Origin of the sequence: Citrobacter sp. Res13-Sevr-PEB04-36 (genome assembly GCF_015672735.1) — a bacterium.
In the GTDB taxonomy this organism is placed as follows: Bacteria; Pseudomonadota; Gammaproteobacteria; order Enterobacterales; family Enterobacteriaceae; genus Citrobacter.
The window spans coordinates 12821-29373 of record NZ_JADABY010000083.1 but is presented as its reverse complement, the minus strand read 5'-3'; the positions used below and the strand labels follow the sequence as shown (position 1 = coordinate 29373).

General features: G+C 55.3%; 10 protein-coding genes. 8 read left to right on the top strand and 2 right to left on the bottom strand.

Annotated elements, in window-relative coordinates; all coding sequences use genetic code 11:
- Positions 1 to 132 precede the first annotated feature (132 nt).
- From IMQ48_RS22725 to yegQ, 8 genes are all read left to right on the top strand, one after another.
- A complete protein-coding gene (locus IMQ48_RS22725) occupies positions 133 to 1380 on the top strand; it encodes an MdtA/MuxA family multidrug efflux RND transporter periplasmic adaptor subunit (RefSeq protein WP_196210768.1) in 1248 nt (415 codons plus the stop codon).
- Complete coding sequence (locus IMQ48_RS22720) at positions 1380 to 4502, top strand: MdtB/MuxB family multidrug efflux RND transporter permease subunit (RefSeq protein WP_196210767.1); 3123 nt, start codon at positions 1380 to 1382, stop codon at positions 4500 to 4502. Before IMQ48_RS22725 ends, IMQ48_RS22720 begins: the two co-directional genes overlap by 1 nt.
- Complete coding sequence (gene mdtC, locus IMQ48_RS22715; RefSeq protein WP_196210766.1) at positions 4503 to 7583, top strand: multidrug efflux RND transporter permease subunit MdtC; 3081 nt, start codon at positions 4503 to 4505, stop codon at positions 7581 to 7583.
- Positions 7580 to 8992 (top strand): MFS transporter, encoded by a 1413-nt coding sequence (locus tag IMQ48_RS22710; protein WP_196210765.1) that lies wholly within the window; start codon positions 7580 to 7582, stop codon positions 8990 to 8992. Before mdtC ends, IMQ48_RS22710 begins: the two co-directional genes overlap by 4 nt.
- A complete protein-coding gene (gene baeS / locus IMQ48_RS22705; protein ID WP_196210764.1) occupies positions 8992 to 10395 on the top strand; it encodes a two-component system sensor histidine kinase BaeS in 1404 nt (467 codons plus the stop codon). Before IMQ48_RS22710 ends, baeS begins: the two co-directional genes overlap by 1 nt.
- Positions 10392 to 11114 (top strand): two-component system response regulator BaeR, encoded by a 723-nt coding sequence (baeR, locus tag IMQ48_RS22700; protein WP_196210763.1) that lies wholly within the window; start codon positions 10392 to 10394, stop codon positions 11112 to 11114. Before baeS ends, baeR begins: the two co-directional genes overlap by 4 nt.
- Before the next feature lie 77 nt (positions 11115 to 11191).
- Entirely contained in the window at positions 11192 to 11923 is a 732-nt protein-coding gene (locus IMQ48_RS22695; RefSeq protein ID WP_196210762.1) for a tetratricopeptide repeat protein, read from the top strand.
- Positions 11924 to 12043: 120 nt separating this feature from the next.
- Complete coding sequence (gene yegQ, locus IMQ48_RS22690; protein ID WP_196210761.1) at positions 12044 to 13405, top strand: tRNA 5-hydroxyuridine modification protein YegQ; 1362 nt, start codon at positions 12044 to 12046, stop codon at positions 13403 to 13405.
- A gap of 246 nt (positions 13406 to 13651) precedes the next feature.
- Here yegQ and clpA read toward each other — a convergent pair whose 3' ends face one another.
- Together clpA and clpS are read right to left on the bottom strand one after the other, a co-directional pair.
- Complete coding sequence (clpA, locus tag IMQ48_RS22685) at positions 13652 to 15928, bottom strand: ATP-dependent Clp protease ATP-binding subunit ClpA (protein ID WP_196210760.1); 2277 nt, start codon at positions 15926 to 15928, stop codon at positions 13652 to 13654.
- 29 nt (positions 15929 to 15957) lie between these two features.
- Positions 15958 to 16278: an ATP-dependent Clp protease adapter ClpS gene (clpS, locus tag IMQ48_RS22680; protein ID WP_196210759.1), complete on the bottom strand. Its 321-nt coding sequence runs from the start codon at positions 16276 to 16278 to the stop codon at positions 15958 to 15960.
- Between the last annotated feature and the right edge of the window lie 275 nt (positions 16279 to 16553).

Sequence of the window (16553 nt, the reverse complement as noted above, 5' to 3'; positions counted from 1 at the left end):
ACGCCTCGCAAAGCCGCGTCGTCATTCAGACGAATCCCGACAGTGTTTCATAATTCCTCCATTTTTCTCCCTTGATCGCTGGCTAAACTAGTATCATTCCGCGAAACGTTTCAGGATGAGAAACTTATAACAATGAAAGGCAGTAACAAATCCCGCTGGGTGATAGCAATCGTGACCGTCGTGGCGGCCATCGCAGCATTTTGGTTCTGGCACAGCCGCAGTGAATCTCAGGGGCCCCCCCCCGGTGCAACCGGGCAAGCCCAGCACGCCGCAGGCTCAGGGCGTCGCGGAATGCGTTCTGGTCCGTTAGCCCCCGTGCAGGTAGCCACCGCCACTGAACAAGCCGTTCCGCGCTACCTGACGGGACTGGGCACCGTGACGGCCGCGAATACCGCAACGGTTCGCAGTCGGGTAGACGGTCAGCTTATCGCGTTACACTTTCAGGAAGGACAGCAGGTCAAAGCTGGCGACCTGCTGGCTGAAATAGACCCCAGCCAGTTCAAAGTCGCCCTTGCCCAGGCGCAGGGACAGTTAGCCAAAGATACCGCTACGCTGGCAAATGCCCGTCGCGACCTGGCCCGCTATCAGCAACTGGTTAAAACCAATCTGGTCTCCCGTCAGGAACTGGATGCTCAGCAGGCGCTGGTGAACGAAACGCAAGGGACGATTAAAGCCGATGAAGCCAGCGTCGCCAGCGCCCAGTTGCAGCTCGACTGGAGTCGCATCACCGCCCCTGTCGATGGCCGTGTCGGCCTGAAACTGGTCGACGTGGGTAACCAAATATCCAGCGGCGATACCACCGGGATTGTCGTCATTACACAAACCCATCCCATCGACCTGATCTTCACCTTACCTGAAAACGATATTGCGACCGTGCAGCGGGCACAAAAAACGGGTACCGCGCTGAAGGTCGAGGCCTGGGATCGTACCAATTCGCAGAAACTCAGCGAAGGTGTGCTGCTGAGCCTCGACAACCAGATTGACGCCACCACCGGCACCATTAAAGCAAAAGCCCGTTTTAACAATCAGGACGACACGCTGTTTCCGAACCAGTTCGTTAACGCCCGCATGCTGGTCGACACCGAACAAAACGCCATCGTGATCCCCACTGCGGCCTTACAAATGGGCAATGAAGGTCACTTTGTCTGGGTGCTGAATACAGAGAATAAAGTCAGCAAACATCTGGTCAAACCGGGTATTCAGGACAGTCAAAAAGTGGTGATTACCGCCGGACTGTCGGCAGGCGATCGCGTCATTACTGACGGTATTGACCGTCTGACGGAAGGGGCAAAAGTTGACGTTGTGGAGGCGCATACCGCCACAGCCACAAACGATAAAGCCACCGCACGCGAGTACGGCAAAAAAGGAGCACGCTCCTGATGCAGGCGTTACCTCCGGACAACACAGGCGGCCCATCGCGCCTGTTTATTCTGCGCCCTGTCGCCACCACGCTGCTGATGGTAGCGATTTTACTCGCCGGGATTATCGGCTATCGCTTCCTGCCCATCGCGGCGTTGCCGGAAGTGGATTACCCGACCATTCAAGTGGTGACGCTCTACCCAGGCGCCAGCCCGGATGTGATGACTTCTGCCGTTACTGCTCCGCTTGAGCGCCAGTTTGGACAGATGTCTGGCCTGAAACAGATGTCCTCACAAAGCTCCGGTGGTGCATCAGTGGTGACATTACAGTTCCAGCTTACGCTGCCGCTGGACGTCGCCGAACAGGAAGTCCAGGCCGCAATTAACGCCGCGACCAATTTATTACCGAGCGATCTGCCTAACCCACCGGTGTATAGCAAAGTGAACCCGGCGGATCCGCCGATCATGACGCTGGCGGTGACCTCTACCGCCATGCCGATGACGCAGGTGGAAGATATGGTCGAAACCCGCGTGGCGCAGAAAATTTCCCAGGTCTCCGGCGTGGGTCTGGTGACGCTGTCAGGCGGACAACGACCGGCCGTACGCGTGAAGCTTAACGCACAGGCCATTGCCGCGTTAGGGCTGACCAGCGAAACCGTCCGCACCGCCATCACCGGCGCCAACGTCAATTCAGCCAAAGGTAGCCTGGATGGCCCAACGCGCGCCGTCACTCTGTCCGCCAACGACCAGATGCAGTCTGCCGATGAGTATCGTCAGTTAATCATTGCCTATAAAAACGGTGCGCCAGTGCGCCTCGGCGATGTCGCAACCGTCGAGCAAGGGGCGGAAAACAGCTGGCTGGGTGCGTGGGCCAATAAGCAACAAGCTATCGTGATGAACGTTCAGCGCCAGCCTGGTGCGAACATTATCTCCACCGCGGACAGCATTCGCCAGATGCTGCCTGCGCTAACAGAAAGCCTGCCAAAATCGGTCAATGTCACGGTGCTTTCAGATCGTACAACCAACATTCGTGCTTCCGTTTCCGACACCCAGTTTGAACTGATGCTGGCGATTGCGCTGGTAGTGATGATTATTTACCTGTTCCTGCGCAATATACCGGCCACGATTATTCCCGCGGTCGCCGTACCGCTGTCGCTGATTGGCACCTTTGCGGTAATGGTATTCCTTGATTTCTCGATCAATAACCTGACCCTGATGGCGCTGACCATCGCCACGGGTTTTGTGGTCGATGACGCCATTGTGGTTATTGAGAATATTTCGCGCTATATCGAAAAAGGGGAAAAGCCGCTGACCGCCGCCCTGAAAGGTGCAGGCGAGATTGGTTTTACCATCATCTCCCTCACATTCTCCCTCATTGCAGTGCTGATCCCGTTGTTGTTTATGGGCGATATCGTCGGGCGATTGTTCCGCGAATTCGCCGTCACGCTGGCGGTGGCAATTTTGATCTCCGCCGTCGTATCACTGACCCTCACGCCGATGATGTGCGCCCGTATGCTCAGCCAGGCGTCGTTGCGCAAGCAAAACCGCTTCTCCCGCGCCTCAGAAAAAATGTTTGAGCGCGTCATTGCCGGATACGGGCACTGGTTGGCAAAAGTGCTTAGCCACCCGTGGCTGACGCTAAGCGTAGCGCTCGGCACGCTGGCGTTAAGCGTGATGCTGTGGGTCGTTATTCCGAAAGGCTTCTTCCCGACCCAGGATAACGGCATTATTCAGGGCACGTTGCAGGCACCGCAGTCCAGCTCATTTGCCAGCATGGCTCAGCGCCAGCGTCAGGTTTCTGATGTGATCCTTAAGGACCCGGCAGTGGAAAGCCTGACCGCGTTCGTCGGCGTTGACGGCACCAATCCGGCGCTGAACAGCGCGCGCCTGCAAATTAACCTTAAACCGCTGGATGAACGCGATGACCGCGTGCAAAAGGTCATCACCCGCCTGCAGGATGCGGTGGATAACGTGCCCGGCGTCGACCTCTATCTCCAGCCCACCCAAGATCTGACCATTGATACGCAGGTAAGCCGCACCCAGTATCAGTTTACGCTGCAGGCCACCTCGCTGGACGCCCTCAGCACCTGGGTACCGCAGTTGTTGGAAAAACTGCAGCAGTTGCCGCAGCTGTCTGATGTCAGTAGCGACTGGCAGGACCAGGGTCTGGTAGCCTATGTAAATGTTAATCGCGACAGCGCCAGTCGTTTAGGCATCAGCATGGCAGATGTCGATAACGCGCTGTACAACGCTTTCGGACAGCGGCTGATTTCAACCATTTACACCCAGGCAAACCAGTATCGGGTGGTGTTGGAACATGACACCACCAGCGCGCCGGGGCTTTCCGCGTTGGACACCATTCGCCTGACCAGCAGCGACGGCGGGATCGTCCCGCTTAGCACCATCGCCAGCATTGAGCAGCGTTTTGCCCCGCTGTCGATTAACCATCTCGATCAGTTCCCGGTCACCACCATCTCGTTCAACGTGCCGGATGACCACTCGCTGGGCGATGCGGTAGAGGCAATACTGCAGGCGGAAAAAACGCTGGACCTGCCGTCAAGTATTACCACCCAGTTCCAGGGCAGTACGCTGGCCTTCCAGGCCGCGCTCGGCAACACCATCTGGCTGATTGTGGCGGCGGTCGTCGCGATGTATATCGTGCTCGGCGTGCTGTATGAGAGCTTTATTCACCCGGTAACCATTCTCTCCACGCTGCCGACGGCGGGCGTCGGGGCACTGCTGGCGCTGATGATTGCCGGTAGTGAACTGGACGTTATCGCGATCATCGGCATTATTTTGCTGATCGGTATCGTCAAGAAAAACGCCATCATGATGATCGACTTTGCCCTTGCCGCTGAGCGCGAACAGGGCATGGCGCCGCGCGACGCCATATTCCAGGCGTGCCTGCTGCGTTTTCGCCCGATCCTGATGACCACGCTGGCAGCGCTACTGGGGGCGTTACCGCTGATGTTAAGTACCGGCGTGGGCGCAGAGTTACGTCGCCCATTAGGCATTGGCATGGTCGGCGGGCTACTGGTCAGTCAGGTGTTAACCCTGTTCACCACGCCGGTGATCTACTTGCTGTTTGACCGACTGTCGTTGTACGTGAAAAACCGCTTTCCGCGTCAGGAAGAGGACGCGTAAATGAAATTTTTTGCTCTCTTCATTCATCGTCCGGTAGCGACCATTCTCCTTTCCGTCGCTATTACCCTGTGCGGCATTCTGGGCTTTCGCTTGTTACCGGTCGCGCCGCTGCCACAGGTGGATTTCCCGGTGATCATGGTCAGCGCATCGCTGCCGGGAGCGTCACCTGAAACGATGGCGTCGTCCGTCGCCACGCCGCTGGAGCGCTCGCTCGGGCGCATCTCGGGCGTGAATGAAATGACGTCGAGCAGTTCGCTTGGCAGCACACGTATTATTCTTGAGTTTACGTTTGATCGCGACATCAACGGCGCGGCGCGGGACGTTCAGGCCGCCATTAACGCCGCCCAAAGTCTGCTCCCCAGCGGAATGCCCAGCCGACCGACGTACCGGAAGGCGAACCCGTCTGACGCACCTATCATGATCCTGACGCTAACCTCGGATACCTATTCTCAGGGTGAGCTGTACGATTTTGCCTCAACTCAACTGGCACAAACCATCGCCCAAATCGACGGCGTTGGTGACGTCGACGTCGGCGGCAGCTCCCTGCCCGCCGTGCGCGTTGGCCTGAACCCGCAGGCACTGTTTAACCAGGGCGTCTCGCTGGATGACGTACGTAGCGCAATCAATAGCGCCAACGTACGTCAACCGCAGGGCGCGCTGGAAGATGAAACCCGCCGCTGGCAGGTGCAAACCAACGACGAGCTCAAAACTGCGGCAGAATATCAACCGCTGATTATTCACTACAACAACGGTGCGGCCGTACGTCTGGGTGACATCGCCTCTATCACTGACTCTGTGCAGGACGTACGTAACGCCGGGATGACCAATGCCAAGCCGGCCATTTTGTTGATAATCCGCAAACTACCGGAAGCCAATATTATCCAGACGGTGGACAGCATCCGGGCCAAATTGCCGGAGTTACAAACGCTGATCCCGGCCGCCATTGATTTGCAAATTGCCCAGGATCGTTCGCCGACCATTCGAGCGTCGCTGGAAGAGGTGGAGCAGACGCTGATTATCTCCGTGGCGCTGGTTATCCTGGTGGTGTTTGTCTTCCTGCGTTCCGGGCGAGCGACGCTGATCCCCGCCGTGGCAGTGCCCGTCTCGCTGATAGGCACGTTTGCCGCCATGTATCTGTGTGGATTCAGCCTGAACAACCTGTCGCTAATGGCGCTGACCATTGCCACCGGGTTTGTGGTCGATGACGCCATCGTGGTGCTGGAAAATATATCCCGGCACCTGGAAGCGGGAATGAAGCCGCTCCAGGCGGCGTTACAGGGTACGCGCGAGGTCGGATTTACGGTGCTCTCCATGAGCCTGTCGCTGGTGGCGGTCTTCCTGCCGCTGCTGTTAATGGGCGGTCTACCGGGACGATTACTGCGGGAATTTGCCGTGACCCTGTCAGTTGCCATCGGGATTTCACTGCTGGTCTCGCTGACGCTCACGCCAATGATGTGCGGCTGGATGCTCAAATCCAGCGCCCCACGTGAACAGTCTCGTAAGCGAGGATTTGGCCGGGTGCTGGTTGCCCTGCAACAAAGTTACGCTACCTCGCTGCAGTGGGTGTTACGCCATACCCGAATGGTGGGCGTGGTATTACTGGCAACCATCGCGCTCAACGTCTGGCTGTATATTTCTATCCCCAAAACCTTTTTCCCGGAGCAGGACACCGGCGTCCTGATGGGCGGGATCCAGGCCGACCAAAGCATTTCGTTTCAGGCCATGCGCGGGAAGTTGCAGGATTTTATGAAGATCATCCGTGACGATCCGGCGGTGGATAACGTCACCGGTTTTACCGGCGGCTCCCGCGTTAACAGCGGCATGATGTTCATTACCCTGAAACCGCGCGGAGAACGCCAGCAAACCGCTCAGCAGGTGATCGACCGCCTGCGCGTGAAGTTAGCCAAAGAGCCGGGGGCGAACCTGTTTCTGATGGCGGTGCAGGATATTCGCGTCGGGGGTCGGCAAGCCAACGCCAGCTACCAGTACACGCTGCTGTCGGACGATCTTGCCGCATTACGGGAATGGGAACCGAAAATCCGTAAAGCGTTAGCCACCCTGCCCCAACTGGCTGACGTCAACTCCGATCAGCAGGACAACGGCGCAGAGATGAATCTGACCTACGACCGGGACACCATGTCACGTCTGGGGATCGACGTCGAAGCCGCCAACAGCCTGCTGAATAACGCGTTTGGTCAGCGGCAAATATCAACCATCTACCAGCCGATGAATCAGTACAAAGTGGTGATGGAGGTCGACCCGCGCTACACCCAGGACATCAGCGCGCTGGATAAAATGTTCGTTATTAATAGCGACGGTAAGGCGATACCGCTGTCGTATTTTGCCAAATGGCAACCAGCGAACGCCCCACTGTCAGTGAACCATCAGGGACTGTCTGCCGCCTCAACCGTGTCATTTAACCTGCCGACCGGCGCGTCGCTTTCTGAGGCCACAGAAGCCATTAATCGAACCATGACCCAGCTTGGCGTTCCCCCAACGGTGCGCGGCAGTTTTGCCGGTACAGCACAGGTTTTCCAGGACACGATGAACTCACAGGTGATCCTGATTATCGCCGCCATCGCCACGGTCTATATCGTGCTGGGCATGCTGTATGAAAGTTACGTTCATCCGCTAACAATCCTCTCAACGCTGCCTTCTGCCGGGGTGGGTGCGCTACTGGCGCTGGAGCTGTTCAATGCCCCGTTCAGCCTAATCGCCCTGATAGGGATTATGCTATTAATTGGCATTGTGAAGAAAAACGCCATCATGATGGTCGACTTTGCACTTGAGGCGCAGAGAAACGGCAAACTAACGCCGGAAGAGGCGATTTTCCAGGCCTGCCTGCTGCGTTTTCGTCCTATCATGATGACCACGCTGGCAGCACTCTTTGGCGCACTGCCGCTGGTGTTCTCAGCTGGCGACGGCTCAGAACTACGCCAGCCGTTGGGGATAACCATCGTCGGCGGGCTGGTAGTGAGCCAACTGCTGACGCTGTACACCACCCCGGTGGTGTATCTCTTTTTCGACCGTCTGCGTGTGCGTTTTTCACGTAAAAACAGCAACCCGGTAGCAGACTTATGACAGAACTTCCCGACAGCACCCGCTGGCAGCTTTGGATTGTGGCATTCGGCTTTTTTATGCAATCGCTGGATACCACCATCGTCAACACCGCACTTCCTTCAATGGCCAAAAGCCTCGGGGAAAGCCCGTTGCATATGCATATGGTCATTGTGTCATATGTCTTGACTGTGGCAGTGATGCTACCCGCCAGCGGCTGGCTGGCGGACAAGATCGGCGTACGTAATATTTTCTTCACCGCCATCATCCTGTTCACGCTGGGATCGCTTTTTTGTGCCGGGTCCAGCACGCTTAATGAGCTGGTAATGGCCCGCGTGTTACAGGGCGTCGGCGGTGCGATGATGGTACCGGTTGGCAGGTTGACGGTGATGAAAATCGTCCCACGCGAGCAGTATATGGCGGCAATGACCTTCGTTACTTTACCCGGGCAAATTGGCCCATTGCTCGGTCCGGCGTTGGGCGGCATTCTGGTGGAGTACGCCTCCTGGCACTGGATTTTTCTGATTAATATTCCGGTCGGCATTGTCGGGGCAATAGCCACCTTAATGCTGATGCCCAACTACACCCTGCAAACCCGACGCTTCGATCTTTCGGGATTTTTGCTGCTGGCCGTTGGCATGGCGGTACTGACGCTGGCGCTGGATGGCAGCAAAGGCAGCGGGATCTCGGACATTACGCTGGCGGCGCTGGTTATCAGCGGCATACTGGCAATCATCCTGTATATCAGACACGCCAGAAACAACCCACGCGCGCTGTTCAGTCTGCATCTGTTTCGCACCCCCACCTTCTCATTAGGCCTGCTTGGCAGCTTTGCCGGGCGCATTGGCAGCGGTATGTTGCCGTTTATGACGCCGGTGTTTTTGCAGATTGGGCTGGGTTTTTCACCGTTTCATGCCGGGCTGATGATGATCCCGATGGTGCTGGGCAGCATGGGCATGAAGCGTATTGTGGTTCAGGTCGTCAATCGGTTCGGTTATCGCCGGGTGCTGGTTGCCACCACGCTGGGCCTGTCACTGGTTAGCCTGTTGCTGATGACCACTGCGCTGCTAGGCTGGTATTACGTGCTGCCCTTCGTGCTGTTCTTACAAGGCATGGTCAACTCCACCCGTTTTTCATCGATGAACACCCTGACCTTAAAAGACTTACCTGACAACCTCGCCAGCAGCGGCAACAGCCTGCTGTCGATGATCATGCAGCTGTCGATGAGTATCGGGGTAACCATCGCAGGCTTGCTGCTGGGCATGTTTGGTCAACAACATATCGCCCTCGACAGCGGCACCACCCATACCGTCTTTATGTACACCTGGCTGTGTATTGCCCTGATTATTGCGCTGCCAGCGATTATTTTTGCCCGCGTGCCAAACGACACGCAAGCCAACGCGGTGATTTCACGGCGTAAAAGGAGCACCTGATGAAGTTATGGCGGCCCGGAATAACCGGCAAACTGTTTCTGGCAATTTTCGCCACCTGCATTGTGTTGCTGATCAGCATGCACTGGGCCGTACGGGTAAGCTTCGAACGCGGGTTTATTGACTACATCAAACACGGTAACGAACAGCGGCTACAAATGCTGAGCGACGCGCTGGGCGAACAATATCAACAGCACGGCAACTGGCGGTTTCTGCGCAATAACGATCGCTTTGTCTTTCAGATCCTGCGTTCTTTTGAACACGACAACAACGATGACAAGCAAGGCCCCGGTATGCCACCGCATGGGTGGCGTACCCAGTTTTGGGTCATCGACCAAAACGCCCGCGTGCTGGTCGGCCCACGAGGTCCGGTTCCCGGCGACGGCACGCGCCGCCCGATAACGGTTAACGGGATCGAAGTGGGTGCCATCATCGCTTCGCCCGTAGAACGTTTAACGCGCAATACAGATATTAATTTCGATAAACAGCAGCGCCGCACCAGCTGGCTTATCGTCGCGCTCTCCACAATACTGGCGGCGCTGGCTACGTTTACGCTGGCACGCAGCCTGCTGGCCCCCGTCAAACGTCTGGTGGACGGCACGCACAAACTGGCTGCTGGTGATTTCACCACCCGCGTTGCGCCCACCAGCACTGATGAACTGGGCAAACTGGCGCAGGATTTCAACCAGTTGGCCAGTACGCTGGAAAAGAACCAGCAGATGCGCCGTGATTTTATGGCCGATATCTCTCACGAACTGCGTACGCCGCTGGCGGTGTTGCGCGGCGAACTGGAAGCGATTCAGGATGGTGTTCGTCAGTTCACCCCGGAGTCAGTGGCTTCTTTACAGGCCGAAGTGGGCACGCTAACCAAACTGGTGGACGATCTTCATCAGCTCTCGATGTCTGATGAGGGCGCGCTGGCCTACCAAAAAACCTCCCTGGATTTGATCCCCTTACTGGAAGTGGCAAGCGGCGCATTTCGCGAACGTTTTGCCAGCCGCGGTCTCACAATACAGCTCTCGCTGCCGGACAGCATGACGGTGTTTGGCGACCGGGATCGCCTGATGCAACTGTTCAATAATCTGCTGGAAAACAGCCTGCGCTACACTGACAGCGGCGGTGGGCTGCATATTAGTGCCGAACAACGCGACCGCCAGGTATTGTTAACCTTCGCCGATTCAGCCCCGGGCGTAAACGATGCACAGTTGCAAAAACTGTTTGAGCGATTTTATCGCACCGAAGGTTCACGCAACCGCGCCAGCGGAGGCTCCGGTCTGGGTCTGGCGATTTGCGTCAATATCGTCGAGGCGCACAATGGGCATATCCGCGCCGCCCATTCGCCTTTTGGCGGGGTAAGCATTACAGTAGAATTACCACTGGAACGCGACTTACAGAGAGATGTATGACAGAGTTACCCATTGATGAAAACACGCCGCGCATACTGATCGTGGAAGATGAACCCAAGCTGGGACAATTGCTTATCGACTACCTGCGTGCCGCGAGCTATGCCCCGACGCTCATCAACCACGGTGACCAGGTTTTACCATACGTGCGCCAGACGCCACCCGATCTGATTTTGCTGGATCTAATGTTGCCAGGTACTGACGGCCTGACCCTGTGCCGGGAAATTCGACGTTTCTCTGAAGTGCCGATCATGATGGTCACCGCCAAAATCGAAGAAATTGACCGTCTGTTGGGGCTGGAGATCGGTGCCGATGACTACATCTGTAAACCCTACAGCCCGCGCGAAGTTGTCGCCCGCGTGAAGACGATCCTGCGGCGCTGTAAACCCCTGCGCGAACTGCAGCAACTGGATGCTGCCAGCCCGCTCATCGTCGATGAAGGCCGTTTTCAGGCATCCTGGCGCGGGAAGATGCTCGATCTGACTCCCGCGGAGTTCCGCTTACTGAAAACGTTGTCGCATGAGCCGGGAAAAGTCTTCTCCCGCGAACAGTTGCTTAACCATCTCTATGATGACTACCGGGTCGTGACCGACCGCACTATCGACAGCCATATCAAGAACCTGCGGCGCAAGCTGGAGTCGCTGGACGCCGAACAGTCGTTTATCCGCGCAGTGTACGGCGTCGGATATCGTTGGGAAGCGGATGCCTGTCGGATAGCGTAACTAAAAAATCTCATCCTGCGCTGATATAGGCTACAGCGTACGGAATTTACACTCTTCCCCGACCTAAAGGACTACCCATGGTTCAGGATGAACGCATTCTCAACGCCAAATTACTTCTTTACCCCCTGCTAATGGTTTGTTTTGCAGCCAGAGCAGAAATCACAGAGCAACAACTCGAAGCCGACTGCGCGAAAGTCCCCATCTACGCCAGCCAGGGTGAGCAGTTCTACAAAGCCAGGAACTATGCCAAAGCGCGTGAAGCCTTTGAAAAACAGGTGACCTGGAGCGAAGGTTGTCAGCTCGATGATAAAACCGTGGCGACAGCATATAACAACGTGGCGCTAACCTGGATGCGCCAGGGGGAATGGCGTAAAGCTCAGGCCTGGCTGACCATTAATCCCAACGATACCAAATCAATCTACAATCTGGGGCTTATCAAAGAGAAGTTAGCCGCATTGCCGAAAAACGACTCTGCCGCCGGCGAATACTGGGAGTATGCGGGTCTGGCGAACTGGAAAACACTGAACGTAAAACCTACAGAGAAAAAATCAGACTACCAGGTTGATTTTCAGGGGTATTACTTTGGCATGATGGCCCTCTATAACGGACCAAACATCGGTGAATTCTCAGAACTGGTCACGCTGAAAAACAATAAAGGCGTGATTGCACTCAGAGAAGATGACTACATCCACTGCGATATCTCGCTAACGGTCACGCCTGAAGGCATCGACGCCAGTACCGACGATCCGCAAAACTGCGGTTTCGGTATGTACGTGCGCGCCGACGGGCACTATCTGCGGGTTGATTGACCCCGCAAGGTTTACTGTATCCTCGCGCAGCGCTACAATGCCCGCCCTTAATATGGGGGCACTCCCCTAACCGCCTCACCAAGTGAGGCGAGTCTGACCTGTCATCAGAACGAGAAAACTATGTTTAAACCGGAACTCCTTTCCCCGGCGGGAACGCTGAAGAACATGCGTTACGCTTTTGCCTATGGCGCAGATGCCGTCTACGCGGGCCAGCCGCGTTACTCCCTGCGCGTACGCAACAACGAATTCAACCACGAAAACTTACAGCTCGGCATCAATGAAGCCCATGAACTGGGTAAAAAATTCTATGTAGTGGTCAACATTGCACCACACAACGCCAAGTTGAAAACCTTCATTCGTGACCTGAAGCCGGTAGTGGAAATGGGGCCGGATGCATTAATCATGTCCGATCCAGGTCTGATTATGTTGGTGCGGGAAAACTTCCCGCACATGGATATTCACCTGTCCGTTCAGGCGAACGCCGTAAACTGGGCGACGGTAAAATTCTGGAAACAGATGGGACTGACCCGCGTGATCCTCTCCCGCGAACTGTCGCTGGAAGAAATCGAAGAGATCCGCACCCAGGTGCCGGATATGGAGCTTGAAATCTTCGTTCACGGCGCACTGTGCATGGCCTACTCCGGCCGCTGCCTGCTCTCCGGCTACATCAACAAGCGTGACCCGAACCAGGGAACCTGTACCAATGCCTGCCGCTGGGAATACAACGTGCAGGAAGGCAAAGAAGACGTGGTGGGTAACATCGTGCACAAATACGAGCCCATCCCGGTACAAAACGTTGAGCCGACGCTGGGTATTGGCGCGCCAACGGACAAAGTGTTTATGATCGAAGAAGCCCAGCGTCCGGGCGAGTACATGACCGCGTTCGAAGACGAACACGGCACTTACATCATGAACTCCAAAGATTTACGCGCCATTGCCCACGTTGAGCGCCTGACCCAAATGGGTGTGCACTCGCTGAAAATCGAAGGCCGCACCAAGTCTTATTACTACTGCGCACGTACCGCGCAGGTATATCGTAAAGCGATTGACGATGCCGCCGCCGGTAAACCGTTCGACCCACAGTTGCTGGAAACGCTGGAAGGCCTGGCGCATCGCGGCTACACCGAAGGTTTCCTGCGCCGTCATACGCATGACGACTATCAGAACTACGAGTACGGTTTCTCCGTTTCCGAGCGCCAGCAGTTTGTCGGTGAGTTCACCGGCGAGCGTAAAGGTGAGCTGGCTGCGGTTATCGTGAAAAATAAATTCACCGTCGGTGATAGCCTGGAGTTGATGACCCCGCCGGGCAACGTCAATTTTACGCTCGAACAGATGGAAAATGCCAAAGGCGAAGCGATGCCGGTAGCGCCGGGCGACGGCTACACCGTCTGGATGCCGGTCCCGGAAGATATCGATCTGAATTATGCGTTGTTAATGCGTAATTTTGCCGGTGAGTCCACGCGAAACCCGCATGATAAATAGTTAATTACGGTTATTTTTCAGCGTTCGGAAGATTCTTAGAAATCGATCACATACCGTTTCGTTCAATAAGGGTATTATCCGTTTCGCTGAAAAACATAACCCATAAATGCTAGCTGTACCAGGAACCACCTCCTTAGCCTGCGTAATCTCCCTTACGCAGGCTTATTTTTTGCCTGTAATCGACCCTTCTGAAAATCAGACGAAAAAAAACCGGGCATTACGCCCGGCCTGTAGTGCAAGAAGACATTAATGAGCGGCTTCTGGCTTGTGCTTTTGCGCGCTCTGGAACGCGTAGGTTAACGCGTTTTTCTCTTTATCCAGCTCAACGGTCACCTGACCGCCATCGACAAGCGAACCAAACAGCAGTTCGTTGGCCAGTGGTTTTTTCAGGTTATCCTGGACCACACGCGTCATCGGACGTGCGCCCATCGCGCGGTCATAGCCTTTCTCTGCCAGCCAGTCACGCGCTTCCTGACTCACTTCCAGAGAAACACCTTTCTGATCCAGCTGCACCTGAAGCTCAACAATAAATTTATCAACCACCTGATGGATAACCTCGGTAGAGAGGTGATCGAACCAGATAATGTTGTCGAGACGGTTACGGAATTCCGGCGTAAATACTTTTTTGATTTCGCCCATCGCATCAGTACTGTTGTCCTGATGAATAAGGCCAATCGATTTACGCTCGGTTTCGCGCACCCCGGCGTTGGTGGTCATCACCAGCACCACGTTACGGAAATCCGCTTTGCGCCCGTTATTGTCGGTCAACGTACCGTTATCCATCACCTGCAGCAGCAGGTTAAAGACGTCAGGGTGCGCTTTTTCGATTTCATCCAGCAGCAGTACCGCGTGCGGATGCTTAATGACCGCATCGGTCAGCAAACCACCCTGGTCATACCCGACATATCCCGGAGGCGCACCAATCAGACGGCTGACGGTGTGGCGTTCCATATACTCGGACATATCAAAACGCAGCAGTTCAATGCCCAGCGCCTTGGACAGCTGCACCGTGACTTCGGTTTTCCCGACACCGGTCGGACCGGCAAACAGGAATGAACCGACAGGTTTGTGCTCGTGGCCCAGGCCAGCACGGCTCATCTTGATGGCTTCGGTCAGCGCTTCAATGGCTTTATCCTGTCCGAATACCAGCATCTTCAGACGGTTGCCCAGATTCTTCAGCGTATCGCGATCGCTTTGCGACACGCTCTTCTCCGGGATCCGCGCAATGCGGGCTACCACAGACTCGATATCCGCCACATTGACGGTTTTCTTACGCTTACTGATCGGCATCAGACGCGCCCGCGCGCCCGCTTCATCGATCACGTCAATCGCTTTATCCGGCAGATGACGATCGTTGATGTATTTCACCGCCAGTTCCACCGCCGCACGTACCGCCTTGGCGGTGTAGCGAACGTCATGGTGCGCTTCGTATTTCGGTTTCAGCCCGTTGATGATCTGCACGGTCTCTTCCACCGACGGCTCAGTAATATCAATTTTCTGGAAGCGACGCGCTAACGCACGGTCTTTCTCGAAAATATTGCTGAACTCCTGGTAAGTGGTTGAGCCAATCACGCGGATCTTGCCGCTGGAAAGCAGCGGTTTGATCAGGTTTGCAGCATCCACCTGGCCGCCCGATGCCGCACCCGCACCAATAATGGTGTGGATCTCATCGATAAACAGGATGCTGTTGGTATCCTGTTCCAGCTGTTTCAGCAGCGCTTTAAAGCGTTTTTCGAAATCCCCGCGGTATTTGGTACCTGCCAGCAACGAGCCAATATCCAGAGAGTAAAGCGTGCAGTCTGCCATGACTTCCGGCACGTCGCCCTGGACAATACGCCAGGCGAGACCTTCGGCAATCGCGGTTTTACCGACGCCTGACTCGCCCACCAGCAGCGGGTTGTTTTTACGGCGGCGGCACAGTACCTGAATGGCGCGCTCCAGTTCTTTTTCTCGACCAATGAGCGGGTCAATCCCACCCACGCGAGCGAGCTGGTTAAGGTTAGTGGTGAAGTTCTCCATACGGTCCTCCCCGCCAGCTTGCTCTTCATTGTTTGGCTGATTACCGGAGTCAGAAGACTGACTCGGTTCGTCTTTACGCGTGCCATGCGAAATAAAATTCACCACGTCCAGACGGCTGACTTCATGCTTACGCAGCAGATAGGCCGCCTGAGATTCCTGCTCACTGAAGATGGCAACCAGGACATTGGCGCCAGTGACTTCATTACGCCCCGAGGACTGAACATGGAAGACTGCACGTTGCAGCACACGCTGAAAACTCAACGTCGGCTGCGTGTCGCGCTCTTCTTCGCTCTCAGGCAATACGGGAGTGGTTTGTTCAATGAAGGCTTCGAGTTCCTGACGGAGCGCCACCAGGTCCACAGAACACGCTTCCAGCGCTTCGCGGGCCGATGGGTTACTGAGCAACGCCAGTAACAAGTGCTCGACGGTCATAAACTCATGTCGGTGCTCGCGCGCTCTGGCGAAAGCCATGTTTAAACTGAGTTCCAGTTCTTGATTGAGCATAGGCACCTCCCCCAATGTTTATGCCTGATTCAGGCTTTTTCCAGCGTACATAGCAACGGATGCTCGTTCTCCCTCGCATATTTGTTCACCATCGCCACTTTGGTCTCAGCCACTTCGGCGGTAAATACGCCGCAGATCGCCTTACCTTGATAGTGAACAGCAAGCATCAGTTGCGTTGCACGTTCTACATCATAAGAAAAGAATTTTTGTAACACGTCAATAACAAACTCCATCGGAGTGTAATCATCATTGACTAATATCACTTTATACATAGATGGCGGTTTTAGCGCGTCGCGCAATTTTTCTTCCGCCAGCAGGTCGAAATCCAACCAGTCGTTCGTCTTACCCATTGTCAGTCGTCATCTTCAGTTACGGTTACCGGCAGAATAACTTGCCGCTGACAAGAGCCTATGCGCACAATCAATCTACCTCAATTATTAGATAACTATCATCTATCAGTGCCATCCGCGACATCTGTCACAGATCCGACAATAGCGTTAACTGCTTCAAATTTTGATGCATTTTTACCCAATTCCACAAGCCTGGCGCTTGACGCCCCGCCTGATTTCTCTAAATTGTAGTTTCGAGAGTTGGCGAGGTTTTGAACAGCCCCCACTCCGCCACC